At 64.5% G+C, this 25,513-nt stretch carries 21 protein-coding genes; 19 read left to right on the top strand and 2 right to left on the bottom strand.

Features of this window, described 5'->3' with window-relative positions; all coding sequences use genetic code 11:
* The first annotated feature begins 455 nt into the window (after window positions 1-455).
* The 9 genes from EPN33_00325 (at window position 456) to EPN33_00285 (ending at window position 12,711) form a co-directional block, all read left to right on the top strand.
* Window positions 456-2,357 carry a hypothetical protein gene (locus tag EPN33_00325; GenBank protein ID TAN24253.1) on the top strand — a complete coding sequence of 634 codons (1,902 nt, stop codon included), beginning with the start codon at window positions 456-458 and terminating at the stop codon, window positions 2,355-2,357.
* Window positions 2,358-2,530: 173 nt separating this feature from the next.
* Window positions 2,531-3,118, top strand: a complete 588-nt coding sequence (locus EPN33_00320) for a hypothetical protein (protein ID TAN24252.1) — start codon at window positions 2,531-2,533, stop codon at window positions 3,116-3,118.
* Between the two features lie 6 nt (window positions 3,119-3,124).
* Entirely contained in the window at window positions 3,125-4,609 is a 1,485-nt protein-coding gene (locus EPN33_00315; GenBank protein ID TAN24251.1) for an ATP-binding protein, read from the top strand.
* A gap of 6 nt (window positions 4,610-4,615) precedes the next feature.
* Complete coding sequence (locus tag EPN33_00310; protein TAN24250.1) at window positions 4,616-6,649, top strand: DUF4338 domain-containing protein; 2,034 nt, start codon at window positions 4,616-4,618, stop codon at window positions 6,647-6,649.
* A gap of 690 nt (window positions 6,650-7,339) precedes the next feature.
* Complete coding sequence (locus EPN33_00305; protein TAN24249.1) at window positions 7,340-8,704, top strand: hypothetical protein; 1,365 nt, start codon at window positions 7,340-7,342, stop codon at window positions 8,702-8,704.
* A 58-nt stretch (window positions 8,705-8,762) separates the two neighbouring features.
* Window positions 8,763-9,722, top strand: coding sequence for a dihydrodipicolinate synthase family protein (locus EPN33_00300; GenBank protein TAN24248.1), 960 nt, complete (start codon window positions 8,763-8,765; stop codon window positions 9,720-9,722).
* Window positions 9,719-11,278: a bacillithiol biosynthesis cysteine-adding enzyme BshC gene (gene bshC, locus EPN33_00295; GenBank protein TAN24247.1), complete on the top strand. Its 1,560-nt coding sequence runs from the start codon at window positions 9,719-9,721 to the stop codon at window positions 11,276-11,278. Before EPN33_00300 ends, bshC begins: the two co-directional genes overlap by 4 nt.
* Entirely contained in the window at window positions 11,229-11,489 is a 261-nt protein-coding gene (locus EPN33_00290; protein TAN24246.1) for a hypothetical protein, read from the top strand. The genes bshC and EPN33_00290 overlap by 50 nt, the downstream gene beginning before the upstream one ends.
* A 4-nt stretch (window positions 11,490-11,493) precedes the next feature.
* Window positions 11,494-12,711, top strand: coding sequence for a DUF58 domain-containing protein (locus EPN33_00285; GenBank protein TAN24245.1), 1,218 nt, complete (start codon window positions 11,494-11,496; stop codon window positions 12,709-12,711).
* A gap of 17 nt (window positions 12,712-12,728) precedes the next feature.
* Here EPN33_00285 and EPN33_00280 read toward each other — a convergent pair whose 3' ends face one another.
* The gene (locus tag EPN33_00280; protein ID TAN24244.1) at window positions 12,729-13,664 is read right to left on the bottom strand and encodes a hypothetical protein; all 936 of its coding nucleotides are present in this window, start codon (window positions 13,662-13,664) and stop codon (window positions 12,729-12,731) included.
* Between the two features lie 147 nt (window positions 13,665-13,811).
* A complete protein-coding gene (locus EPN33_00275; GenBank protein ID TAN24243.1) occupies window positions 13,812-15,020 on the bottom strand; it encodes a fibronectin type III domain-containing protein in 1,209 nt (402 codons plus the stop codon).
* 230 nt (window positions 15,021-15,250) lie between these two features.
* Here EPN33_00275 and EPN33_00270 point away from each other — a divergent pair, with 230 nt between their 5' ends.
* From EPN33_00270 to EPN33_00225, 10 genes are all read left to right on the top strand, one after another.
* Window positions 15,251-15,835 carry a prepilin-type N-terminal cleavage/methylation domain-containing protein gene (locus EPN33_00270; GenBank protein ID TAN24242.1) on the top strand — a complete coding sequence of 195 codons (585 nt, stop codon included), beginning with the start codon at window positions 15,251-15,253 and terminating at the stop codon, window positions 15,833-15,835.
* 5 nt (window positions 15,836-15,840) lie between these two features.
* Window positions 15,841-16,494, top strand: coding sequence for an outer membrane lipoprotein carrier protein LolA (locus EPN33_00265; GenBank protein ID TAN24241.1), 654 nt, complete (start codon window positions 15,841-15,843; stop codon window positions 16,492-16,494).
* A 60-nt stretch (window positions 16,495-16,554) separates the two neighbouring features.
* Entirely contained in the window at window positions 16,555-17,754 is a 1,200-nt protein-coding gene (locus tag EPN33_00260) for a type II secretion system F family protein (protein ID TAN24240.1), read from the top strand.
* Window positions 17,751-19,373, top strand: a complete 1,623-nt coding sequence (locus EPN33_00255; GenBank protein TAN24239.1) for a type II/IV secretion system protein — start codon at window positions 17,751-17,753, stop codon at window positions 19,371-19,373. Before EPN33_00260 ends, EPN33_00255 begins: the two co-directional genes overlap by 4 nt.
* A gap of 11 nt (window positions 19,374-19,384) precedes the next feature.
* Window positions 19,385-20,335, top strand: coding sequence for a hypothetical protein (locus tag EPN33_00250; protein TAN24238.1), 951 nt, complete (start codon window positions 19,385-19,387; stop codon window positions 20,333-20,335).
* The gene (locus EPN33_00245; GenBank protein ID TAN24237.1) at window positions 20,332-20,952 is read left to right on the top strand and encodes a hypothetical protein; all 621 of its coding nucleotides are present in this window, start codon (window positions 20,332-20,334) and stop codon (window positions 20,950-20,952) included. Before EPN33_00250 ends, EPN33_00245 begins: the two co-directional genes overlap by 4 nt.
* Window positions 20,949-21,560, top strand: coding sequence for a hypothetical protein (locus EPN33_00240; GenBank protein ID TAN24236.1), 612 nt, complete (start codon window positions 20,949-20,951; stop codon window positions 21,558-21,560). The genes EPN33_00245 and EPN33_00240 overlap by 4 nt, the downstream gene beginning before the upstream one ends.
* On the top strand, window positions 21,557-22,162 hold the full coding sequence (locus EPN33_00235) for a hypothetical protein (protein TAN24235.1): 606 nt from the start codon (window positions 21,557-21,559) through the stop codon (window positions 22,160-22,162). Before EPN33_00240 ends, EPN33_00235 begins: the two co-directional genes overlap by 4 nt.
* A gap of 53 nt (window positions 22,163-22,215) precedes the next feature.
* Window positions 22,216-23,064, top strand: a complete 849-nt coding sequence (locus EPN33_00230; protein TAN24234.1) for a TIGR00730 family Rossman fold protein — start codon at window positions 22,216-22,218, stop codon at window positions 23,062-23,064.
* Window positions 23,065-23,246: 182 nt separating this feature from the next.
* A complete protein-coding gene (locus EPN33_00225) occupies window positions 23,247-25,397 on the top strand; it encodes a bifunctional (p)ppGpp synthetase/guanosine-3',5'-bis(diphosphate) 3'-pyrophosphohydrolase (protein TAN24714.1) in 2,151 nt (716 codons plus the stop codon).
* Window positions 25,398-25,513: the final 116 nt, after the last annotated feature.

Below are 25,513 nucleotides of genomic sequence, written 5' to 3'. Positions count from 1 at the left end.
CTAGGCGGCGGGGGCGGCAAGGCGCTCGGGCGGGAGCGAGCGGAAGGCCTGCCAGGCGTCTTTGAACTCATCGAGCCCGGACAGGAGGCGAGGAGTTCGTGCGTGGCGAGGAGGGTGGCACGGTCCTTCATACCCGTTTATGCGCCCGATCATAACCGGATTGATGCTGGGGGTTGTCGCGTCCATTTGTCTCAGGGCGAGTTTCCCTTGCCGCGCAGGGCGCGCTGTCGATCAGGCCACGGTCCGTGGCGGCAGCAGCACCAGCCGTGACGCCGATCCGGTTGATTCCCCGTCGGCCCGTCTCGTCGCTGGAGTGGGCACACTTGGGTCCCGGGGGCTGCCACGCCGGAAATATTTTGTGGTTGGCCGCTCGGGGGGGTACTTTCGGGGAAATAGCAGAGTTGAGGGCGGCGAGAGTCCCCTTAATCCCAGCGGCCATGAGCCGCAAATAAAGGATGAGAACAATGACCAAAGATGTCCTTCTTAGCGAACTGGAGCGGCAGCAGAAGTACCTTGCGGAACTACCCCCTGATTTCGACTTCCCGCTCTTCAATACAAAGCGTGCGCTCGACTCGCAGCGCCAGAATGGCTACCGAAACACGGCCGTGGCTGCTCGCGAGATCGTCGACAATGCATTCGAGGCGAAAGCCACGAGAGTCCATGTCATTTTTGACACTGTGGTTCACTCGACTCGACCAGCGGTTTCGTCGGTTGCCTTCATCGACGATGGCTCGGGCATGGTGGACAAGATGGCGCGCTTCGCGCTCAGTTGGGGCGGTGGAACGCATTTCGACGAGCCAAATTTAATTGGCAAGTTCGGCTTCGGCCTGCCGAACGCTTCGATCAACCAGGCGAAAAAGGTCGAGGTTTACACTCGCACAGGAAAGAGCAAGCGGATTATCAAGGCCTGGCTGGACCTCGACGACTACAAGTCCTTTGACCGGCAGTCGGTGCCCGAGCCGGTTGAAGCGGAGCTGCCCGATTTCGTATCGCGCTATATGGAGAAATCCGGGTTTGATTTTAGCCACGGCACGGTCATTGTCTGGCGCGACCCGGACCAACTCACGTACAAGTCGCCGAAATCCCTAGAGGGCCACCTGCTCGAAGACTTCGGTGTTACCTACCAGTACTTATTGGACGGCCGCGAGTTGGTGGTGAATGGCACGCGGGTATTGCCTGTTGATCCGCTTTTCCTGAACCCGAAGGGGCGTCTTTATGAGCCGGAGTCGAACGGTGGCGCAATCGATGTCCTCGGTCAGCCCATGACTATCTGGGTGCGATACTTCACTGACGCCGTTACGGGCGCGATGCGGCTCGAGAAGGTGACCGAGGCGGCTGCAGTCGACGTGGACGCGCCGGGGTTTGTCGCGCTCGGGGCAGTTGCGATTCGTGTCTCGCGTTTGCCCTTCGGTTTCGCAGTCGGCGACAGGAAAGTTAAGGACGCGAGCCCCGAATCGCGGCAGCGGTTCGAGATACGCCAATCCCGACGCGGGATGTCGTTCGTCCGCGCTGGCCGTGAAATTGAGACCCTCGATGCATTCCCGCGTTCGGCCCGAGCCAAGGCCAACGGCCTCGGGGACTGGCCGTTGCTCCAGAGCTACGCTTATCACTGGGGCATTGAGGTAAGCTTCGGGCCGGAGCTAGACGACGTTTTTGGCATCACGAACGACAAGCAGCGTGTTCGGCCGATCGACGACTTCTGGCGGCTGCTCGCTCATGAAAAGGTGGACGATCTCCTGCATCGTGAGAACGGCTGGCAGGAGAAAACCCGGGAGAGGGAGAGGCGCAAGAGAAAGGAGGCGAACGCCAGGGCCACGGACGCCCCGACGCCGGCGGAGGAGGCGGCGGCTGCGGTTCCGGCGATCACGGGTAGGAAGCTGTCAATGCCGGACAGGGCAAAGTCGGATGCCCGGAGGCGCGCTCAGGAGGAGGTGGAGCGGGAGGCGCGCGAGAGGGAAGTGCCGATCGCGGAGATCTTGAGGGCCCGGGAGGAGGAGGAGGAGCGCCGGAAAATCAAGATTGATTATCTCGACGAACCCGGTGGCCCCTTCTACCGGCCCGAGTGGGTTGGCTTTCAGATGGTCGTTTGGATCAACCGGCAGCATCCGTTCTTCGCGCTGTGCTATGGCGAGATCCTGAACCTCGCCGGTGGGTACAAGGCGAAGGAAGCGCTGGACGTACTTCTGATCACGCTTGCCAAGGCTGAGTTGGAGATCACCGAGGAGCTGGCCCTGGCGCAGTACCGCTACCAACGGGAGGAGGTCTGGAGCCGCTTCCTGGCGGTCGCTTTGCAGAACCTGGACGCAAGCACGAAGGCGACGGACGAACCTGAAGAGGGAAACGAAAGCGTGGCGTGATTGCTGATTCGAGTTGGTGGCCGGTGCCGAGCCGGCCACCGATTTTTTTGATATAATGTTCTTGCCCTGAAGGCAGTGCAGGTGCGGCCACCGCGCCGCCATGCTCCCTGGCGCTGCATCGACCTTCAAGACTTGAGGAAGTTTTGAGGCCGTGCGGCCCAGAAGGAGTTTTTGTGGAAGCCTGTACTGACGATGAGTTGGGGCGCCTGATCGAGGCGTACCAGCGTCGGGATTTCTCCCAGTTTGAAGAGTTTCATTCCGTGGTCCGCCCTGAGTTGCTGCGGATGGCGAGGAAGCGTAGCTACGGCCTCGCGGTGGACGTGATCGACGAGGTCGTGCAGGAGGTGTTCCTCGGTTTGATCGACCCCTCCCTGGTGCGCCTCCGTGACGTCAACTGCACAGCGCGACAGTACCTAGTTGGCAGGGTGTCAAATGCCGTGAAGAAGGTGCGGGTCAGGCAGGGCCTCCGCCGCACCGGAATTTATCCGGATCCGGGATGCGGGCGTGAGTTCGTGGCGTTTGACGAGGCGGCCGTCGCGCCGGTTCTCAGCGACCTGTCCGTCGCGATCCAGGCGCGCCAACTCCTGGCGGCGATTTTTGCGGGCTTTGGAGGTGGCGTGGTGCTTGCCTGCTGCAGGGTTTGGTGCGAGCACGAGCCCCTGGCAGCCGTCGCTCTGGATCTTGGGGTTAGTCGGTTTGCCTTGGCGCGGAAATTAATGGCGGTTAGGCGGCACTGTGCGGGCCTTGTAGCGCTGGGGTAGGGAACCGTGGGGAGCTACCCTCTTGTTGCGATACGCTCGTTTATCGAATCGGCCCGAGACTCAGGGTACAAGGGCACGTCGGCGGCGATAGCCGAGTTGGTGGACAACTCTTTCGAGGCTGACGCGAAGACCGTAGATATTTCCGTGAGTCGGGGCGACGGCGGTGCCATGCGGCTTTCGGTGGCCGATGACGGAGCAGGGATGCCGGCCGGCACTATGCAGTTGGCGTTACAGTTCGGGGGGAGCACGCGCTTCGGCTCTCGTTTGGGCGCAGGGCGCTATGGCATGGGTCTGCCCAACAGTTGCTTGAGTCAAGCTCGCCGGGTAGACGTCGAAAGCTGGACCAGCCCGCACAATGTCTGGGCGACTTACCTCGATGTCGACGCGATAGCATCTGGCTCGCTCCGCGGCGTCCCAGTTCCGGTGCGCATCCTACCTGACCACGCAGGGGATCTCCCGGCGTGCCCGTCGGGGACCAGGGTGACCCTCACGAGGTGCGATCGCTTGGATTTCCAGACGGTGCGACCTCAGGCTCGCAGACTGCGCGCGGACTTGGGGCGAATATTTCGGCAGCGGCTCTACGATGGGGGGATGATTCGGGTGAACGGCGATCTGGTCGACCCGTTTGACCCGCTTTTCCTGCGTGAAGGTAGTAATCTGACCGGCGCCGAGGCGTATGGGCCGCCGCTTGCCTACGAGGTCTCTGCGTCGGGGGGTGAGAGCGCACGGTCACTGGTGACGGTCAGGTTTTCGGTGCTCCCGATTGAACGTTGGTGCGGCCTGCCGAACAGCGAGAAGAACCGGCTTGGCATCGCGAAGGCGGCCGGGGTTTCCGTCCTGCGTGCCGGTCGCGAGATCGACCGGGGGTGGTACTTCATGGGTTCGAAACGGAAGGAGAATTACGACGATTGGTGGCGCTGCGAGGTTGCCTTCACGCCGGAGCTCGACGAAATGTTCGGTGTTACCCACACGAAGCAGACGGTGAACCCGCGGGGCGACCTCAGCGACATTCTTGTCCCAGACGTCGAGCAGATCGCTCGCAAGCTGAATGCCGAGGTGCGCAGGCGCTATCTCTCGGTGCGAAAGGGATTGGACGGGCCCCGGAGTGTGTCGGTCGCGGGGCAACGGGATCACCTCATGCAGCCGATCAGCACGCGCGGTGCAGCGGTTCCTGACGTGCGGCTTCGGGGGTCGCGTCTGGGCTACGTTATCGACGAAACAGCCGCGGGTGCGCTAAGCTTTTACGTTCCGTCTATCGTGCGGGACAGAATCAAGGTTGCTCTCAACCGGGACCACAATTTCTATCGGAAGGTTTACGGGCCTCTTCTCGGTGCTGGTTCGGTGGACGCAGCACGGGTGCTTGAGCGTTTGCAGTTGCTGCTTCTGGCAGCGGCGCGAGCCGAGTGCGCGTTGAGGTCGGGGGTTGAGAGGGAGATCGCGGAGAAGTTGAGGAGATCATGGAGCAACGCACTCACGGCGTTTCTCGACTAGGTTACGATGCCGCTAACGATTTCGCTGAACCCGAAGCTTGGTGTGCTTTTGCCGGCGTTTCGGCAGAGGTGTTCTGCAATTCGCGGAGAGCGGGACGCGCTAGGCGAGGCTGGGCTGTCCGCAGGGCATGTGATTAGGATGCGAGCTGCCCACTTGGCGCCTATTTGCCGGCCCACGGGGGCCGCCCTCAGTGGGGAGTTGGGTTTCCTGGCGACGCTTAGCGTTGTGATCGACCTCCTGACGCAGGGCTGGAGGATTGCGGCGACGGAGCCGTCGGTTGTGCTCGAGTTCCCAGACGGTGCGACGCCAGAGAGCGAGAAGCAGCGCATTCGGCGGGCGCACCTCATCGAGCGCGACTCTCAACTCCAAGAGCGATCGGTGGTCGAATTCGTGAGGGGAATGGAGCGTCGGAGGCTCACCCCGCGAGGTTGGCATTCTATCTTCTCGCTCATGCGGGACGGCAAAGATTTGACGCGCCGGCTGCGCGACGTCTTAGGCGGAGACGAGGAAGACATCCGGGCCGCCGCGCTTTCGGGTGTCATCCGTCCTTATCTTCAGGTCGTGGAGCCAGGCGCGATTTGCGAACACACCGGCATCCGCCTAGGCGATATATGGCGCTATTTCCGTCATACGTGGGTGACGTCGTACCGCAGCGTTCCTGGCCGCTCAATGATGATCCTGGTGAGGGATGCGGCGGCCCCAAACCACCCGGTGATGGGCATCGCGAGCCTAGCGAGTTCGGTGGTACAGCAGTCAACTCGCGACAGTTGGATCGGTTGGGACGCCGAGGCTGTGGTTAGGCGATTTCGCGGGGCGAAATCGCCGAGGTCGTGTGTCAGATGGCTGGTCGACGAACTCGACGGGTTTATTCGGGGCATTTACGTGCGAGACCTGCTTCGTGGCGGGGTGTTGACGCGTGCGGATATCAGGAATCCGTCGCCGCCGGTTGTCCAGCGGCTGGCAGAGGATTCGGCAAGCGCCATCAGGCGCCATCGGCTTTACCCCCAGGCGGCGAGGCAAAGCTACACGGGAGATTTGGCGGGCATGGACTGGGTCGAGCTCGCGGAGACGAGTTTGTACAGGAGCAAGAGATCGAGGCAGCTTGCGACGATGCTTGGGATTCGTTTGCTTTTTCGGGCTGTCCGGCTTGATGCCGACATTACTGTCGAGGCCTGGCGTGCCCTTCTGGAGTCAGGACGATTTCGGCGGGCGATCGGTCAGATCGTTCGCCACGTGAAAGCCGCGCGTGTCGGCATAAACATGATGGATATTTCGGTCTGCGGTGCCGTCGCCCCGTACAATGCGCTGCTCGGGGGCAAGCTGGTCTCGCTTCTGCTCTGCAGTCCGGAAATCACGGGCGCTTATCGCGCTCGCTACGGGAACCAGGTGAGCCTCATCGCCTCGGGTATGCGGGGAGCGGGGGTGAAGCGGGGCGCCCAACTTGCGCTTCTCTGCACGACGAGCCTTTACGGGTCTTCTCTCAATCAATACAGTCGAATCAAGGCGAGCGCCGCACTGTTCGGCGGTCGGGCGGAGAATAGGGTCGAGTACGATTGCCTCGGGATGAGCGAGGGGTTTGGATCGTTCCATTTCAGCAAGGAGACGCTGCGCATGATGGGGATGCTGCTCGGCCGTGCGGGCGAGGCGCGCAGGGTGAATTCGATTTTCGGGGAGGGTGTCAACCCCCTTATGAGGAAGATCAGGGAAGCCCTCACGCTGCTTGGGCTGCCTGCCGACATGCTCCTGAGGCACGGTAGTAAGCGGCTTGTCTACGGCGTGGCTCTGGCCTCAAATTTTCGAGAGGTCCTGCTTGACGGCGCCGATTTGCCTCGGTACCTGATTCCGCAGACTCGTGCCAAATTGAGAACCGATCTCCTCGTCGATTACTGGCGGCGCCGGTGGTTACTGAGGCGACTTTCGAAGCCGGGCATTTTGGATGAGATCGCGCGCCACACTTGCTCCTACCCGGTCTGCCATGGGGCGAGGGTTGATCTCGATGGGGGAGGGGTCTCGGGTTTGCTGCCCGACTTAGCAGGGTGAGCGAGCGGGCCGGTCGTCTAACCACTGCGCGCTACCACGTTTTCGATGCGCAGGCAGGCTCGGGTTTGGCGGTCATCGCGCGGCTCGAATACAACGGGCCCTGGAGTTTGCTATCGGCGCGCGCGACCCCCGGTCCAAGTTCGAGGGGCATGTTGAGGCGCGCTGTGCGGGGCGGATGCCGGTCCAACTGGACTCGGGGGACGTCGTGGATCGAGTAATCGCAGGGGTCGAGCAGAGCGAGAATGCGGTTGAGGCGCTGTTTGCCGCTGGGCAGCTCGAAAACTGCACGGTGCTTTAGCTTGAGGGCGGTCAGGCCGATAATTTAGGCCAAGTACGGCGGCACAGAGCCAGGATCGTGTTGCAGATTGGGAAAAACGGCCCGACTATTTCTTGCGGCCAAATCGGCTCGCTCTCGGGGAAGCCTTCGGAGCGCGTGCGCGGATGCGGGCCGCGGCTTTTTTGCCCAATACGATCTCCTCGATGCGGCGCCGCTGAGCCTTGGAAAGATTGAAGTGCTTCTCCCACTCATCGAGCGACTCCATCGGGTAATTGAGCCTGACCGAATACATAGCTCCATTCTGCGCCAGAGGAGTGTAGGGGGAAGAGGGAGTTGGTCGGGCGGGCGAACGGGAGGCCGGTGGTAAAATTGTGCACGGAGTGGGAATTTTTGCGGGAGGGAGACGAGGGATTATGGCGACGAAGGCGGGGGGGTTTGATTGGGCGGGGGTGGTTAATTATGCGAAACGGGTGAGCGGGACGCCGCCGTTGACGCAGTATGAGCTGCCGGGTGTGACCGTCGAGGATCATGTGGGGGTGCCGGTGGCGGTCGTGCCGCTGTGGCACTCCGTCGTCACCGCCAAGTTGACCGTGCCGCGGGGCGATAAGCCGGCGCTGAAACGGGCGCAGCAGAGGCTGACGGCGGCGCTGGAGGCCGTCGAGGCGGTGTATCCGCTGCATCCGGGAGGGATCCTGATTCAGGTCGCCTATGGGCTGCCGTACTTCCGGAACTATATTCCGGCGGCGGTTGCCGACAAGTACATGCCCAGGGCACTGGACGAGGCGGGCAAGGCGGGCGATTGGGCTGTCAATGACGCCATTCGGTTTCCCAAGGATCCGGCGAATTTGATTCTGGAAGAGAACGATATTTGTTTTCATTTCAAGTCGGACTTCAAGCAGCACTTGAATGATGTGATGCGGGCGCTGTTTCAGCCGGGGGCGCAGACGCTGAATGGCATTCCCGCCGAGAGCTTCTACCTCGGGGACCTGTTCAATGTAACCTCCATCCGGCGCGGGTTCGCCGGACACGGGATGCCGCGCGCCATGGCAACACGGCTGCGGATTCCGGGCGCGGAGAAAATTCCTGAGGGCGCCATGCTGTTTATGGGCTTTACCTCCAGCCATGTGCATGGCCTGGCGGCTGGACCGCTGCCGAGCTTTGAGACCATCCCCGGGTATACCGACCAGACACCGGATACCTACTTTGCGCACGGGACCATGATGCATCTGTCGCATATCGCCATTGACCTCGAGGGGTGGTACAACCTCAATGCGCAGGGACGGCTGCACCGGATGTTTGACCCGAGGCGGGCGGAAGCGCCGGAAAACCTTTCGCCTTCGCAGGCGCCGGGGACCTCGACCTTCAAGGAGCAGCTTGAGGATGACGCTAAAACCCATCATTTGATTGGACATAACGCGCAGATGCAGTTTCTGTCGCGGGTGACCAAGGACACGACTACCGTGTACGGCGACAAGCTGCCGAAGGGCACCGTGATCTTTTTGCGGCAGGACTTTGACACGGTCGAGAACCCGTTCAAGTTCAATGCCGCGGGGGCGGTGAGCGCCACGCCTAAGGCCGGCGTTCACTTTATCGGCTTTGCGCCGTCGGGGCAGTTGTTCGAGAAGATCCGGAAAGAGATGGACGGCATGGACCTGCAGAAGAAGTACAACCTGCCGGAGGAGAATACCGGGTTTACCAAGTTTCTGGTGACGACGCATCGGCAGAATTACCTGGAGCCGTCGCGGGCGCGGCGGAGCTTTCCGCTGGCGGAAGTCTGAGGGGGGAAGAGGGAAAAGGGAAGAGGGAAGAGGGAAAAGGGAAGAGGGAAGCAGGGGGATGGAGCTTCGGGGGATTATTGCGGCGGTGACTACGCCGTTTGATGGCGGCGGGAATCTGCTGCCGGAGCGGTTGGACGCGAACCTTGGGGCGTATAACGGGACGGGGCTCGCTGGGTACCTGGTGCTGGGGTCGAGTGGGGAGGCGATTTACCTCGACAGCGGCGAGAAGCGCGAGGTGCTGAGAAGGGCGGCGAGCGCGGCGCGTGGGTCCGGGAAATTGCTGCTCGCCGGGACCGGGGAAGAGTCGCTGCGCGGAACCCTCGCCATGACCGCGGCGGCGGCGGATTATGGGTACGCGGCCGCTGTCGTGCGGACACCGCACTATTACAAGAAGAATATGACGCAGGCGGTGCTGGCGCAGTTTTACCGCGAGCTGGCGGAGGAGGCGGCGCTGCCTATCGTGCTCTATAACATTCCGCCGCTGACCGGCGTCGATCTGGGGGTGGAGACGATTTTGGAGCTGGCCGCGCATCCGCGCATCGTAGGGTTGAAGGAATCGAGCGGAAATATGGATAAGGTGGTGCGCATCACTTCCGCAATGCCGGAATTTCCGGTGCTGGTGGGTGGGGCGTCAACCGTTTACCCGAGTCTGTGCGCGGGGGCGGCGGGGGCGATCCTGGCGCTGGCGGCGGCGGCGCCGGGGGCGTGCTGCGCGGTGGAGGAAGCCTTTAAGTCGGGTGACCACGCGCGGGCTCTGGCGGCGCAGCGGGCGCTGCTGCCGGCGTGCCGGGCGTTCGAACCTTACGGGATCGCCGGGCTCAAGGCAGCGGTCGATGCTGCCGGGCTTTTTTATGGAGGCCCGCCGCGGCGGCCGATGCTGGCGCTGGAGGGAGCGGCGCGCGCCGCGATCCAGCAGGCGATGGAAGAGATACGAGGGAAGAGGGAAGAGGGAAGAGGGAAAAGGGAAGAGGGAAGAGGGGAGAGGGAAAAGGGAAGAGGGAAGAGGGAAAAGGAGTGAGCGGGGAGGCGCTGAGCGCGCTGTTCCGCGATTATCTGTTTGCATTTGATCGCGTCGCGAAATTCTATCCGGCGGGGGCGGCGTTTGATTTTGCCGCGCTCGCACGGCAGGCGAAGGCGCGCAGGTATTCGGACGAGACGCGACGGGCGGTGGCGGAGGATCTGAGCCGGCAGAATCCGGAGCAGCGCGAGATGGTGGCGCGATTTGCGCAGAACGGCACCGTCGCCATCCTTACCGGACAGCAGGTGGGGCTGCTGGGCGGACCGCTGCTGAGTCTCCACAAAGCCATGACGGCGGTGCGGATCGCCGAGCGACTGCGGGAGCAGGGAACCGACGCGGTGCCCATCTTCTGGATGGCGACGCAGGATCATGATCTGGCCGAAGTCAATCAGGCGTGGGTGCTGGATAGCGGGAGCGGGCTGCACCGGCTGAGCGCGACGTTTGCGGCGGAGGCGAATGGCCAGCCGACCGGAGAGGTCAGGCTGGAGGAGTCGATTGGCGGCGTGATCGACGAGGCGGAGCGATGTACGTCCGGGGATTGGAGCGCGGTGCGCGCGGCCTATCGTCCGGGGGCGACGCTGGGCGAGGCGTTCGGTGAGCTGCTGCGGGGGTGGTTTGCGGCGTGGGGGCTGCTGGTGTTTGATCCGCGGCAGGCGCCGGGAGCGCAGGGGCTGTGGGGGCCGTATTATCTCGAAGCCTTTGACCGGCAGCCGGAGCTGGCCGCCAAGCTGGGCGAGCGGGCGGCGGCGCTGACCGCGGCTGGATACCACGTGCAGGTGGAGCAGACGGCGGCGGCGAGTATGTTGTTTCTGGAGATGGCGCAGGGGCGGCTGGGAGTGCGGCGGAGCGGTGATAGATGGATGCTCGGAGAGGAGCAGATCGCGGGCGAGGAGTTGCGGCGGCGGATTGCGGACGCGCCCGGGCGGGTAACGCCGGCGGCGCTGCTGCGGCCGGTGTTGCAGGATGTAGCCTTCCCGACGGTGGCGCACGTGGTCGGGCCGGCGGAGACCGCCTACCTGGCGCAGTCGGCGGTTTTGTACCAGGCGCTGGGAGTGACGCAGCCGGTGGCGTGGCCGCGGGCGCGGGTTACGCTGCTCGATGCCAAGGCGCAGCGGCTGCTGCAGAAATATGACCTCGGCCTCGATGATTTGCGCGAGACGCCTGCGGCTGATTTGCTGGCACGGCGCGCACTGCCGGAGGGGGTGGAGCAGCGGGTGGTGGCGATGCGGGCGGGGATGACGGAGGGATTCGCGCAGCTTCAAAGGGAACTGGAGCAGTTGGATCCGACGCTGCTCGATGCGGCCAAGGGCGCGGCGCAGAAGATTGAGCATCAGCTTACGCAGATGGAAACGCGGGTGGCGCGGAGCCTGGCGCGGCGGAGCGGAGAGCTGCAGGCGCAGGCGCAGCATCTGGACGGGAGTTTGTTTCCGAACCGGGAGCCGCAGGAGCGGGTGCTGGCGGGGGCGGGGTGGCTCGCGCGGGAGCCGCGGACTCTGGAGCGGGTGCATGACGCGCTGGATGCCGCGGAACCGCGGCCGCAGATCATTGGGGGATGAAGAGGGAAAAGGGAAGAGGGAAGAGGGAAAAGGGGAAGAGGGAAGAGGGGAAGAGGGAAGAGGGAAGAGGGAAGAGGGGAGAGGGAAAAGGGGAAGAGGGAAGAGGGAAGAGGGAAGAGGGAAAAGGGAAGAGGGGAGAGGGAAAAGGGGAAGAGGGAAGAGGGAAGAGGGAAGAGGGAAAAGGGAAGAGGGAAGAGGGGCGGTAGGATAGGGGCATGGAAGTAGCGGCGGAGACTTTACCTGGGGGGCGGGTGGGGTGGAGGCAGTCGCTGGGGGCGGGGCTGCTGCTGGGGCTGGCGCTGGGGTGCGGGTGGCTGGCGCACTGGACGCCGCATTTGTATCCGCGGCTGCTGCTCTACATCGCCGCGGGGCTGCTGGCGGCGGTGGGCACGGGGCTCATGCTGACGCTGTCGGAGCAAAGGGGCTGGGGCAGCGCCTGGCGGCGGGAGCTGGAGGAGCACTTTGCCGGGGCGGCGATGCCGTTTTTTACCGCGCTGGTGGTGCTGCTGGTGGCGGCGATTACCAGCGGGAATAATTTGCTCTATCTGATTGTCAGCGGGCTGATCGCGGCGCTGATTGTTTCCGGGCTGAGCTCGTCGCTGAACCTGAGCGGGATGGACCTCAGCTTCCGAATGCCGGAGGAGGTGTTTGCAGGCCAACCGGCGCCGGTACACTTCGAGCTGACCAATGCCAAGAGTCTGTGGCCGGCGTATTCGGTGACACTGTCCGCGCTAGGTGAGGCTGGGTTCCGGCCGATCTATTTTGGGTATCTGGCGCGGCGGGGGAGCGCGGCGGCGGGCAGCGAGTTGACGTTTCCGCGGCGGGGGCGATACGGCAGCGCGGGGTTTGTGCTGTCGACGGGATTTCCGTTCGGGCTGATGCACAAGCGGCGGCGGTTTCAATCGAGCGCGCGGGAGCCGGAGATGCTGGTCTATCCGGCGCCGGTCAGCGGGCTGGAGGCGCTGTTGGAGGAGGTGCGGGCGGGATCACGGGAGGCGCAGGCGCGGCGCGGGGAGGGGCAGGAATTGTACCGGCTGCGGCCGCATCAGCCGGGCGACAGCGCGCGGCAGGTGTCATGGAAAGCGAGCGCGCATACGGGCACGCTCTACGTGCGGGAATCAGCGGATGAAAACGGGCTGCGGCTGCGGCTGCGGTTATGCGTGGCGCCGGGAATGGAAGAGACGCAGGGGGAAGCGGCGCTGTCGCTGTGCGCAGGCTGGATGCTGGCGCTCGACCGCGCCGACCTGTGGCTGGAGTTCATCGGGGAAAACCGGACGGCGACGGGGCGCGGGCTGTATCTGCCGCTGGCGCCGGCGCCACATCACCGGCAGGCCGTGCTCGACTACCTGGCGCAGGTGGAGCTGGGGCGGCCGCTGGCCGCCCCGGTGGGCGGGACGGACGGACTGCACGAGATTCTCGTCAACAGTGGCTAGTGGTTAGTGGCTAGTGGCTAGTAGTAGATGAACAGGTGCTGACCGATCTGGTTGATGCCGGTGAGATCGGGCCGGGAGGCGAGAGCGGTGTAGAAGGCGATCTGGTTGCCGCCGGTCTGGTCGGTGATGGCGGCGCCGTAGAGCTGCAGAGCGCGCAGGACCGCTTTTACCGCGGTGGAGGCGTTGAGTTTGCTGACATCGATCGAGGGATCGAAGCGCAGCTTGGCGCCTTCGCCGAAAATGCCGCCGGAGACGGTGCCGTCGGTGGCTTTGGCGGGGGCCTGCTTGCCGATGCGGCTGCTGTTCATCGAGCCGGGCACCACCACGTTGAGGGCATGGTTGAGGCAGGTGTCGCAATCCAGCTCGCCGGGCAGGATGTCACCGGCGAGGCCGGTAATTGCAGCGGCGGTGGTGCCGGGGGTGCCGTCGCCGTCCAGCGAGCCTTCCACGATCTTGCCCACGTTGGTGCTCTTGGGATTTCCGGAGGCGTTGACGTACAGCTTCCAGAAGTCGTAGTACTTGCTCGCAGCGGTATCGATGACCACCAGGTGACCGTCGTTGGCGCCGTAGCGGCCGGTGGAGGGATAGAAGCCGCCGGCGGGGTTGGGCACGCAGATGCGGTCCTTGTAGTTGTACTGCAGGGTGTCGGTGAAGGTGGTGCAGCCGTGGCTGCCGTCGGTGTAGACGACGGGGTAATCGAAGCCGTAGTCGTGGGTGTTGAGCACGAAGTGCAGGCCGCGCGTGATGCTGCTGATATTGAGGGCGCTGCCGGAGGGTGGGCTATGCAGCCAGCCGGCGGAGGGGAAGAGCCGTGCGTGCGGCGCGGCGCTGGGATTGCCGGAGCCGCTACCGGGCGGATTGGACGGAGTCAGGGCCGAGGGAGGCATACCGCCGCAGCCGGAAACCGAGACAAAGAGGGTGAGGAGGAGGAGAGAAGACAGGAGATACCGCAAGCGAACCTTTCCCGAAGAAGCGCAGGGTGATACGACGAAGTAGGTTCAGCGTACTGAACGCTGCTCTCTGCGCCTCTGCGGGAGATCTCCTAGTTGGGGAGCAAAATTGCCTCAGGAAGCAAGAAGCAAGTGGTTAGTGGCTAGTGGTTAGTAATAAAGCCAGAGGTGTTGGCCAATGAGGCCAATGCCGGTGGTGTCGGGCTGGCTCGGCAGATCGGTATAGATGAGGACGTTGCTCGAGCCGGTCTGGTCGGTGATGGCGCCGCCATAGAGTTGCAGCGCGCGCATGATGGCCTTGACGGCGGTGGAGGCGCTCAGGGTGTTGACGTCGATGGACGGATCGAAGCGGATCTTGGCGCCTTCGCAGAAAATGGCGCCGGGGACGCTGCCGTCGGTGGCCTTGGCGGGGAACTGGGTGCAGACCTTGGGATTATTCATGTTGCCCGGCACCACGACGTTGAGGGCATGGTTGAGGCAGGTGACGCAGGCGAGCTCGCCCGGCAGGATGTCGCCGGCCAAGCCGGTGACCTGGGCCGCAGTTGTGCCCGGGGTGCCATCGCCGTTGAGCGAGCCTTCGACGATCTTGCCGACGTTGGTGCTGGTGGGCTGGAAGCTGCTGTTGACGTAAAGTTTCCAGAAGTCGTAGTAGTTGCCGGTGGCGGTATCGACGATGACCACGTGGCCGTCGTCAGCGCCCCAGCCACCGACGGAGGGGTGATAGCCGTTGGCGGGATTGGGCACGCAGAGGTTGTCTTTGTTGTAGCTGTAGATGAGGGTGTCGGTGAAGGTGGTGCAGCCGTGGGTGCCGTCGGTGTACTGCACCGGGTAGTCGTAGCCGCCGTCGTGGGTGTTGAGGTGAAAGCCCATGGCCGAGGCGATGCTGCTGATGTTGAGGGGGGTGCCGGTGGGCGGCGAGTAGAGCCAGTCGGCGGCGGCGGCGGGGAACAGGCGCGTGCCGGTGGTGGGCGGCGGGGGCGGCGGTGGGGCGGCGGCGGTGGTTACGGTGCCCACCTTGGAACGCAGATTGATGTTGGCGGCGTCGGTAGATACCGCCTCAAACTCGTAAGTCGTGGCGGGCTGCAGGCCGGTGAGGGTGACGCTGTGCTGCTCCGTCAGTGCGGTGTGGTTCTGCACCTGATTGAGGTTGCCGGCGCCATAGAGCAGTTCGGTGGAGAGCGCCTGGGTGGTGGTCCAGGAGACGGTAAAGCCGCTGACGGTTACGCCGCTGACCTGCGGTGGCGACATCACTTGACTCGTCAGTCCGTGATAGTGTGGCGAGCGTTGCTGGCCCGAGCGCCAGCGCGTCTGCGCCCCCAGGGTCAGACTGAGCAGAACACAGCAGATGATGAGTTTCAAACTCGTTATCCTCGTCTCTTTCGAGTGCGAGTAGCGCAACTGAGAGACAGATTAGGGGTAGCCGGGCGGGCACACTCCCGGGCAAAGACCCGAGACACATGGGGAATGTTGCTTAGGGAGTTGTCAGTTATCAGTTGTCAGTTGTCAGTCGGGTGGGGCGGCGGCGGGGGTGCGGGAGGCGCTGGGGGGCGGGCGTTGCCGGGGGGATCCAGGGGGATGATTTTGTGGGGATGGGGAGGAATTGGAACGGAGGGGGCGGGAGTGCGGTCTTTATGGCCAAGGAGTGGCGTACAATAGCGGCCATGGAGGCAGGATTGCCGATTTGGATGGAAAAACGGCGGCGGGTGCGGAGCGGAGGGTTTTCGCTGATCGAACTACTGATCGCGGTGGCCATCATCATGATCATCATGGCGATCGCCATTCCGAACCTGGGCAAGCTGCGCAAGAACACCAACGCTACGGCGGCGGAAGGAAACATGAAGACGCTGGCGACGGTGCTGAATGCCTACGCCACGGAGTATCCGGACATCGGTTACCCGCCGTCGCTTAAGGCGCTGGGACCGCCGGCGCCGGGGACACCGGACAGCTCCAGCGCCTCGGGGCTGATCGATGCCTCCATGGCCGAAGCCGGCACGGCGGCGAAGCAAGGCTACATTTATCGCTACACGCCGGCGGAGGGGAAGCCCTGCAACGGCTTTACCGTGGCGGCGGTTCCGCAAAACGGGGCGGGGACGCGGTACTTCTTCATGACGCAGGACGGGGCGATTCACTACAGCGACAATGCGCCTGCGACGGCGGCTAGTCCGGTATTCTAGATTGAATGCGAAGTTTTATCCGCCTCGCGCTGGTTGGCGCAGCGCTGGCCGCGGTGTTGGCCGGCCAGTCGGGCGCCTTGCACGAAGACGTCATCACGCTGGACGGGCGCTACAACTCCATCCGCACGTGGCAGGCGGATTTCACCCAGACCTATACGTCGGGATTGCAACAGCGGACCGAGAGCGGGCACTTGTATCTGCAAAAGCCGGGGAAGATGTGCTGGATCTACACCCAGCCGGCACGGAAGACGTTTCTGGTGGCCGGCGATCGCGTGTGGCAGTATGCCGCGGGCGATAACGAAGCCACTGTCATGAAGATTGACCAGCTCAGCGACCTGCGGACGCCGCTGCGGTTTCTGCTGGGGCACACGCAGCTTGAAAAGGAACTGCGCGATTTGAGCTTCAGCGGGCTGGTGCCGTGGCACCCGGGCGACAAGGTCATCCACGGCCTGCCGTTGCAGGATGTGGCGGCGGCGGGCTGGCGGGAACTTTGGATTGAGTTCACGCCGAGCTACCGGATTGTGCGGCTGGTGATTGCCGGCCTGGACGGGTCGCGCAACGACATCCGCTTCGACGAAATTCAGGTGAACACCCCGATTGCCCCCGGCAGGTTCCGGTTCCAGGCTCCGCCAGGTGTCAAGATCGTCACGGGGGGGTAGTCAGGCGCATATTCCCGAACGTTTTGAGTTTTGTTCCACTCTTAATTCATAAGGCGTTTCATGCCATCTTTTGTCATCACGGCTGTGAATGAGCGCGGGCAGCGCCTGCAGCAGACGGAGACTGCCGACTCGGAGCGCGAAGTGCGCGACCGGATGCTGTCGCAGGGCTACCTGGTGCAGTCGGTGCGGGCGCAGCACAGCCTGGGGGGCGAGCGGCGGCGGGGGCGGGTCAAGCTGGACAAATTCCTGGTGTACAACCAGCAGTTTCTGACGCTGGTGAAAGCCGGGCTGCCCATCGTGCGGGCGCTGGAGTTGCTGCGCACGCGGGCGCGGGACGAGCGGCTGGAGGCGATGCTGGGGCGGGTGCATGAGCGGGTGAAGGCGGGGGATTTGCTGTCGCGGGCGTGGGCGCAGGAGCCGTCGGTGCCGGAAATTTATACTACGACGCTGATGGCGGGCGAGCGCAGCGGCAATCTGGAAGAAGTGCTGGCGCGGTATCTGCAGTATCAGCGGCTCTCGCTGGGGCTGCGGCGGAAGCTGACCAGCTCGCTGATTTATCCGGCGGTGATGTTCGTGCTGGTGGTCGTGGTGCTGGTGTTTCTGGTCACCTATGTGGTGCCGCAGTTTGCGGCGCTGTACAGCTCGCTGAACGCCACGCTGCCCACGATCACCATCGTGGTACTGCACATCGGGCTGGCGATTCAGCACTACGCGGGTTACATTGCCCTGGGGCTGCTGGCGGCGGTGCTGACGGTGATGTACGGCGGACGGCGCGCCGGCGTGGCGCGCACCCTCGATGGGCTGGCGCTGCAGATGCCCCTGCTGGGAGAGCTGTACTGGAAGTATCAGGTGGCGATGTTGTGCCGGACACTGTCGACGCTGATGCTGGGCGGGCTGCCGGTGCTGCAAGGGCTGGAGACGGCGCTCAGCGCGCTGCGGAGTCCGAAGCTGCGCGAGGGGTTGCAGGAAACCATGAAGGGGGTGCGGGAAGGCGAACCGGTTTCGGCGGGGCTGGCGCGGCACAAAGTGGTGCCGCGGCTGGCGGTGGAAATGATTGAGGTCGGGGAAGGCACGGGCGCGATGCCGCAGATGCTGGCCTCGGTCGCCGATTTCTTTGACGAGGATCTGGCCAACGCGATGACGGCGCTGCTGGCGCTGATCGAGCCCATCATTCTGATGGTGGTGGGCATGGTGGTGGCGCTGATCCTGATCTCGCTCTATCTGCCCATCTTCTCGCTGGGGGCGAGGATTCAGCAGTGAGCTCGACGCCCTCACCCGCGCTGTCTGCCGCCGAAGAACTGACGCGGGCACAGGATCTCGCGCGGCGGTACCATTGCGCGCTGGTAGATCTGCGGACGGTGCCGATCTCGCCGGAGCTGTTCCGCTCGGTGCCGGTGGAGATGATGTTCCGCTACCATTTCGTGCCCATCGAGGGGGATGAGCACAGCCTGACGATCGCCATTGCCGATCCCAGCCAGCTTCTGCTGGCCGATGAAGTGGGGCTGCTGCTGGGGCGGCGGGTGGCGATGAAGGTGGCGACGCCCAGCCAGATCGAGGAGATTCTCAAGAAGAACGAACAGTCGCAGCGGGTGCTGGAGCAGGCGACCGAGGGATTTACGCTCGATGTGCTGCACGGCGACGAAGGCACGGATGAGACGATCTCGATCGAGCGACTGACGGCGACGGAGGACATCAACCCCATCATCAAGCTGGTGGACACGACCATCTTCACCGCGCTGGAGCGGCGGGCGAGCGATATCCATATCGAATCGGGCGATGCCGAGGTGAACGTCAAGTACCGCATCGATGGGGTCCTGCAGCCGGCGCTGGCGCCCATCGCCAAGGAATTTCACAGCCCGATCCTGAGCCGCATCAAGGTGATGAGCGAGCTGGATATCGCCGAGCGGCGGGTGCCGCAGGATGGGCGCTTCCGGGTGCGCTACAAGGGGCGCGCCATCGACTTCCGTGTCTCGATCATGCCCAGCATTCATGGCGAAGACGCCGTGCTGCGCGTGCTCGACAAGGAGGCGATGAGCGAGAAATTCCAGAACCTCAGCCTGGATGTGGTCGGCTTCGATGGCAACGACCTGGCGAAGTTCCGGCGCTACATCCGCGAACCGTACGGCATGGTGCTGGTGACCGGACCGACCGGGAGCGGCAAGACGACGACGCTGTATGCGGCGCTGAATGAGATCCGCAGCATTGAGGACAAGATCATTACGATTGAAGACCCGGTGGAGTATCAGCTTCAGGGGATCACGCAGATTCCGGTGAATGAGAAAAAGGGGCTGACGTTTGCGCGCGGGCTGCGGTCGATTCTGCGACACGATCCGGACAAGATCATGGTGGGCGAAATCCGCGACGCCGAAACCGCACAGATCGCCATCAATAGCGCCCTCACCGGGCACCTGGTGTTCACCACGGTGCACGCCAACAATGTGGTGGACGTAATTGGCCGCTTCTTAAATATTGGGGTTGAGGCGTACAACTTCATTTCGTCGCTGAACTGCATTCTGGCGCAGAGGCTGGTGCGGCTCATTTGCCCGGCCTGCCGGCATGCCGTGCGCTACCCGCGCGAGGTGCTGGAAGCCTCGGGGCTGGGGCCGGAGTGGGTGGACCGGGATTTTTATGAAGGGCGCGGCTGCATGGAGTGCGGGGGTGCGGGGTTCCGGGGGCGGACGGCGATTCACGAACTGCTGGAAATGACCGACACGGTGCGCGAAATTATTCTGGACCGGCGGCCGTCGTCGGAAATCCGCCGGATTGCGCGCCAGGAGGGGATGAAGTTTTTGCGGGAAAGCGCACTGGAGCGCGTGGCGGCCGGGTTGACTACGCTCAAAGAGATCAATAAGGTAACGTTTATTGAGCTAGCCCGCTGAATTGAACTGCCATGCCTACCGTCTCCGCATCGGGACTGCGCGCCCGATTTGAAGCCTTTACCGCGCCGCCGACGCCCGCGGTGGCGGTCGAGATCGCCGCGGGCCACGTGGCGGTGGGACGGCTGCGCGCGGCCGGGTCGGGCCACCTGCACGGGCTGCGGGCGGGGGCGCGGTCGCTGCTGCCGGGGGCGGTGGTGGCCTCGGCGGTGCGGACGAATCTTGCGGATTTGGCCGTGGTGGCCGATCCGTTGCGCGTACTGCTGGAAGAATTGGGCGCGGTCGATGCGCAGGTGACGCTGCTGGTGCCGGATTTGACGGCGCGGCTGGCGCTGCTGACGTTCGAGCAGCTTCCGGCGAAGAGCGAGGAACTGGCGCCGCTGGCGCGCTTCCGGCTGCGCAAGAGCCTGCCGTTTGCGGAAGAGCAGGCGGTGATTTCGTGCCAGCCGCTGACGGCGACGCGGCTGCTGGTGGCGTTTGCCGACCGCGCGCGCATCGACGAATACGAGGATTGCCTGGAGCAGGCGGGGGCGCGGGCGGCGGCGGTGCTGCCGGCGGGGCTGGCGTGTTTGAGCGCGCATCCGGTGCTGGACGATGCGGCGCTGCTGCTGCGTGCCGACTCGGGCTGCCTGACGAGCGCTTTTTGCCGGCACGGGCGGATTGAATTTTTCCGGGCGCTGGAGATCGGGGTGGCGCCGGTATTTGAAGATGCGTTTCCTTCGGTGGCGTATTTTCGCGATGCGCTGGAGACGGGCGCGGAGGCAGCGCCGGCAACGCCGGTGCTTTTCACCAGCGGCCTGCCGGTCGAGCTGACGGCGCGGCTGGCCCAGGAGTCGCCCTGGGCGACGTGGCAAGCAGCCGAGATTCCGGCCTCGGGCCTGGATACGGCGGGCGGCGATGATGGCGGCTCCAGCGGCGACGCTTTGCTGGCGGTGGCGGGGGCGTTGCGAGGGCGTTTCTCATGATGCGCATCCGGGTCAACCTGGGACGGCGGCCGGTGGAAAATCTGCGCCGGGTGCGGATCGTCTGGGGCAGTGCGCTGGTGGTGCTGCTGCTGGCGTTTGCGGGGCTGGCGCTGACGGCCTGGTTGGGGTGGCGGGGAACGCGCGCCATTCAGGCGCAGACGGCGGGGCTGCGCGCCCAGATCGCACCGCTGCAGTTGGCCACGGCGCAGACCAGCGCGCCGCTGCGGAGCGCCGGGACGCAGGCGATTGTGGCACGGGCCCAGTTTTTAAATCAGCTCATCGACCGCAAGAGTGTTTCCTGGACGCAGTTGTTCGAGCAGCTGGAGCAAATTCAGCCGCCGGGGGTGGAACTTATCTCGCTGCGGCCGCTGCAGCGCAACGGGCAGAATGCGGTGGATTTGCGCTTTGCGAGCGAGACGCTGCAGCCGGCGATCGACTTTGTGCAGAGTCTGGAGACGTCGGGCGATTTTGCCGACGCGGTGGTGACGCGGGAGGCGGAAGCGGCGGCGCGCACCAACGCGGGCGGTCCGCGCGCCGCCACGGCGCCGCCGCGGTTTCAGCTTGAACTGAACGCGCTGTACACGCCGCACCTAGATCCGGGCGGGAGGGGACAATGAGTCCGCTGCGGCGCAACGTGCAGATCCTCTGCGGCCTGGTGCTGGCCTGCGATCTGGCGCTGGCGGGCTGGCTGCTGTCGCCGCGCGCGCCCTCGCAGTCGGCGACGCGGCAACAGTTGACCGACGCGCGGGTGCAACTGGGCGCGCTCAAGGCCGAGCTGGCGCAGATCCGCGCGCTGCGCGGCCGGATACACACCAGCCAGGAGCAGATGCAGCAGCTCATGGCGGAGGGCTTTCCCGGACAGCGCGAGGCCAGCTCGAAACTGCTGACGGAATTCGGGCGGATTGCGCAGCAGAGCCAGGTGGAGGTCTCGGGGGCGACGTTTGCGCCGGACAAGACGGCACCGTTCGACCTGCGGCGCGTCTCGATCAATTTGCAGGTATCGGGAGGGTATGCCGGCGCGGTGCAGTTTCTCAACGGGCTGGAGCGCTCGCCCATGTTTTTCCTCATTGACCAGGTGAGCGTCAGCGGCGGGGAGGCCGCGGGGGTGGCGGCGCCGGCGAATCAGGTGCGCTTGCAGGTGCGCCTCGAAGCCTACGAACAGGCATTGACGAGCGCGGGACCCCGCTCGGCGACGCCGAGCGACCTGCGCATGGGTGGCTCATGAAAATGGGCACGGAAAAGAAGAGCGAAGTCATCGCGCTGGTGGTGCTGCTGGCGGTGGCGGGGGGGCTGCTGGGGCGCAGCCTGCTGGGCGGCGGAGGCCCAGCCACGCCGGCCGCTTCGCCGCTGGCTGCGGTGGCGCCAGCGGCATCCGGCGGGGCCACGCCCCTGGGCTGGACGCACGTGGATCCACGCCTGGATCTGACGAAGCTGACCGACTTGCGAGCGCGCACGTATACCGGCGATGGCCGCAACCTGTTTCACTTTGGGGCGGCGCCGCCGCCGGCGCCGGTGACGCCTTCGGCCCGGATTGCCGCCAACGCGCGCGCGGAGGCGGCGCGAGCCGAGTCCCAGCGGCGCGCGCTCGAGGGTCCGCCGCCGCCCCCACCGCTGCCGCTCAAGTTTTTCGGGTTCGCGCAGGCGGAGGGGCAGCCGGAGCGCATTTTTTTGCAATTCGGCGAGGACAGCTACGTGGTCAGCCAGGGCGATGTGATTGCGCACCGGTATAAGGTGCTCAGCATCGGGAAAGTCGCGGTACGAATTCAGGATTTGACGAATTTATCGACGCAAGAGGTTCCGCTGCAGCGGCCGGCGCCCGGGCAATAGTCAAACAGTGGTGGGTGGTGGGTGATGCGCGGCTCCGCTACAATCGTGAGAGCATGGCTGAACACCCTCTGGCTCGACGCGCGCCGCTGGCCTACGAGAACGAACCCTTTCTGAATACGCCGGAAGCGCGGCCGCTGCGGATTCTGGCCGAGTACCTCGAACCCATGGCGCGGCTGCGGCGCGAGAACATTCAGGACACCATCGTGTTCTTTGGCTCGGCGCGGGTGCTGAGCCCCGAAGCGGCGCAGGCGCATCTGGCGCAGGCGGCGCCGAAGCAGCGCCCGGCGGCGGAGACCGCGGTGGCCATGGCGAAATATTATGAGGACGCGCGGGAGCTGGCGCGCCGGCTGACACTGTGGGCCGAGGCGCTGCCCAGCCGGCGGCGGCGCTTCGTCATCAGCTCGGGCGGCGGGCCGGGCATCATGCAGGCGGCGAACCTGGGGGCGCGCGATGCCGGCGGCAAAACCGTGGGCTTCAATATCAGCCTGCCGTTTGAGCAGGTACCGAACCCCTACATTTCGCCGGCGCTGAATTTTCAGTTTCATTACTTTTTCATGCGCAAGTTCTGGTTTGCCTATCTGGCCAAGGCGCTGGTGGCGTTTCCGGGCGGGTTCGGCACGCTGGATGAGCTGTTTGAAGTCCTGACGCTGGCGCAGACGCGCAAGCTGCGCAAGAAGATGGTGATTGTGCTGTACGGGCGGGAGTTTTGGGAAGAGGTCGTGGATTTTGACGCCTTCATCCGGCGCGGGATGATCGCTGCCGAGGATGTCGAGTTGTTTCACTTCACCAATACCCCGGAGGAAGCGTTTGCGCACCTTACGTCCCAGCTCGACGCGATCTATCTGCGGCCGGCGCCGGCAGAGGAAGAAGAAGCGCCGCAGATTGCGTCGACGCGGGTGTAGTCTTCAGTTCTCAGTTCTCAGTTATCAGTTTTCAGTTCGGACGCCGGGCCCGCGGCGGTTCCGGAGTGAACTGAGAACTGATTACTGAAAACTGATAACTTAGATTCGTGGCCACGAAAACGCAGGCGGCGCCGGCGGTGGGTCCGCGCGCGCGGGCGGAGTTCGAGGTGTTGCTGGCGCGGATGGAGGCCAACCGGCCGCTGGATGACCTTGGGCTGTTGCAGCGGGCGTTCGCGTATGCCGCACGGTTGCACCGCAATCAGCAGCGGCGGTCGGGCGAGGCGTTTATTCTGCATCCGCTGGCGGTGGCTTCGGTGCTGGCCGAAATGGAAATGGACAGCACCTGCGTGGCGGCAGGGTTGCTGCACGACGCGGTGGAAGACACACCGGCTACCACGGAACAATTGGCGCACGAGTTTGGGACTACGGTGGCGCATTTGGTCGAGGGCGTTACCAAGATCGACCGGCTGGAGTTTCAGGGGCCGTTCCGCAATGACGCGCGGCAAGCGGAGAACATGCGCAAGATGCTGCTGGCGATGGTGGACGACATCCGGGTCATCCTCATCAAGCTGGCGGACCGGCTGCATAACATGCGCACGCTGCAGCCGCTGGCGCCGGAGCGGCAGCAGGCGATTGCGCGCGAGACCATGGACATCTACGCGCCGCTGGCGCACCGGCTGGGGATGGGGAAGATGCGGGGCGAGCTGGAGGACCTGGCGTTCAGTTATCTGGAGCCGGAGGCCTACGCACGGGTGCAGGCGGCGGTGGAGAGCCGGCGCGCGGGCGGGGAGGAGTTCCTGCGCGGGGTGGAGCAGCGGGTACTGGCGGCGCTGGGTGAGCATGACATTCCGGCGCGCGTCGAGGGGCGCATCAAGCGCAACTACAGCGTTCATCAGAAGCTGGAGCGGCAGCGGATTGCGGTGGATCAGGTTTACGATCTGCTGGCGCTGCGCATCATCACCGATTCGGTACGCAACTGCTATGCGGTGCTGGGGGTGATCCACAGCGCCTGGACGCCGGTGCCGGGGCGCATCAAGGACTTCATCGCCACCCCGCGCGCCAACATGTACCGCAGCCTGCATACGTCGGTGATTGACGCCAGCGGGCAGCCGTTTGAAGTGCAGATTCGGACCGAAGAAATGCACCGGATGGCGGAAGAGGGGATTGCTGCGCACTGGAAGTACAAGGACGGCGCCGCCGGCGCCACGCCGGCGGCCGACGATGAACGGCTGCGCTGGCTGCGCCGGCTGGTGGAATGGCAGCGCGACATTGCGGATCCGGCTGAGTTTCTGGCGATGCTCAAGGTTGATCTGGCGCCGGAGGAGATTTATGCCTTCACGCCCAAGGGCCAGATTCTGACGCTGGGGCGCGGCGCCTGCGTCGTGGATTTTGCCTATGCGGTCCACACCGAAGTCGGCCATCGCGCCAGCGGCGCGCGCGTGAACGGCCGTATCGTACCGCTGCGCTACCGGCTGCGGACGGGCGACATTGTGGAGGTGCTGACGCAGCCGCGGCACACCCCCAGCCGGACGTGGCTGGGCTACGTACGCACTTCACGGGCACGGCAGAAGATCAAGCACTGGTTCAACATTCACGAGCGGCAGCGCGCCACCGAAATTGGCCGGCGCGCGCTGGAACGCGAAGCCCGGCGGTTCGATGTCAGCGTGAAGAGCCTGACCGAGGCGGCACTGGAACGGGCGGGGACGGAGTTGAACCTGTCCAAACCCGCGGAGGTGTACGCGGCGCTCGGGTATGGCAAGATTTCGGCGCGTCAGGTGCTGATGAAGCTGGTGCCAGTGGCCGAGCGCACGCCGGAACAGGCGCGGCGCTTGCAGACGCCGCGGCGCACGCCCCGGGCGCGGCCTGGCAGCCCAATTCTGGTGCGCGGCTTCAGTGACTTGCTGGTGTATCGGGCCGCCTGCTGTTCGCCGGTGCATGGGGAGCCAATCGTGGGCTACATCACGCGCGGGCGCGGCGTGGGCGTGCACTGCGCCAGTTGCACCAACGTGCGCAACCTTATGTACGAGGCCGACCGGCGCATCGAGGTGGCCTGGGCGCCGGACGCGGCCGAGCCCAGCGAGGTCAAGCTGCAGCTCCACACCGACGACAATGCCGGCATGCTGAACGCCATAACGAATGTGATATCCGAACAGGGCGCGAATATCCGCAATGCGGGGGCGAAGACCGGCGAGGGGCGGGCGGTGGTGGATCTATCGGTCGATGTGCGGGACGCCGGGGTGCTGGAACAGATTCTGCAGGGGCTGAAGCGGGTGCCGGGGGTTTATGCGGTGGAGCGGGTGCGCGGGCGCGGAAAACTGAAAACGGAGGGTTGAAAGTGGCACGGCCACCTTTTGTTGGAGCCGCCCTCCCGGTGGTCGGGCTGTGGCCGAGCGTCGCTCCCGGCAACGGACGCCCGCAGGCGATCGGGGCGTCTCCAAGTTGCCGCGTA

Source organism: Acidobacteriota bacterium (assembly GCA_004299485.1).
Lineage (GTDB): Bacteria > Acidobacteriota > Terriglobia > Terriglobales > SCQP01 > SCQP01.
The sequence above is the reverse complement of the archived record's forward strand: the minus strand, read 5'-3'. Positions and strand labels throughout refer to the sequence as shown.

Excerpts from the sequence above, each read along its gene's own strand:
- EPN33_00310 (TAN24250.1), top strand. The coding sequence starts at position 4,616 with ATGCCGCTAACGATTTCGCTGAACCCGAAGCTTGGTGTGCTTTTGCCG.
- EPN33_00305 (TAN24249.1), top strand. The coding sequence starts at position 7,340 with ATGGCGACGAAGGCGGGGGGGTTTGATTGGGCGGGGGTGGTTAATTAT.
- EPN33_00240 (TAN24236.1), top strand. The coding sequence starts at position 20,949 with ATGAGTCCGCTGCGGCGCAACGTGCAGATCCTCTGCGGCCTGGTGCTG.
- EPN33_00225 (TAN24714.1), top strand. The coding sequence starts at position 23,247 with ATGGAGGCCAACCGGCCGCTGGATGACCTTGGGCTGTTGCAGCGGGCG.
- EPN33_00285 (TAN24245.1), top strand. The coding sequence starts at position 11,494 with ATGGAAGTAGCGGCGGAGACTTTACCTGGGGGGCGGGTGGGGTGGAGG.
- EPN33_00230 (TAN24234.1), top strand. The coding sequence starts at position 22,216 with ATGGCTGAACACCCTCTGGCTCGACGCGCGCCGCTGGCCTACGAGAAC.
- EPN33_00290 (TAN24246.1), top strand. The coding sequence starts at position 11,229 with ATGACGCGCTGGATGCCGCGGAACCGCGGCCGCAGATCATTGGGGGAT.
- EPN33_00260 (TAN24240.1), top strand. The coding sequence starts at position 16,555 with ATGCCATCTTTTGTCATCACGGCTGTGAATGAGCGCGGGCAGCGCCTG.
- EPN33_00300 (TAN24248.1), top strand. The coding sequence starts at position 8,763 with ATGGAGCTTCGGGGGATTATTGCGGCGGTGACTACGCCGTTTGATGGC.
- EPN33_00270 (TAN24242.1), top strand. The coding sequence starts at position 15,251 with ATGGGGAGGAATTGGAACGGAGGGGGCGGGAGTGCGGTCTTTATGGCC.
- EPN33_00250 (TAN24238.1), top strand. The coding sequence starts at position 19,385 with ATGCCTACCGTCTCCGCATCGGGACTGCGCGCCCGATTTGAAGCCTTT.
- EPN33_00325 (TAN24253.1), top strand. The coding sequence starts at position 456 with ATGAGAACAATGACCAAAGATGTCCTTCTTAGCGAACTGGAGCGGCAG.
- EPN33_00245 (TAN24237.1), top strand. The coding sequence starts at position 20,332 with ATGATGCGCATCCGGGTCAACCTGGGACGGCGGCCGGTGGAAAATCTG.
- EPN33_00265 (TAN24241.1), top strand. The coding sequence starts at position 15,841 with ATGCGAAGTTTTATCCGCCTCGCGCTGGTTGGCGCAGCGCTGGCCGCG.
- EPN33_00235 (TAN24235.1), top strand. The coding sequence starts at position 21,557 with ATGAAAATGGGCACGGAAAAGAAGAGCGAAGTCATCGCGCTGGTGGTG.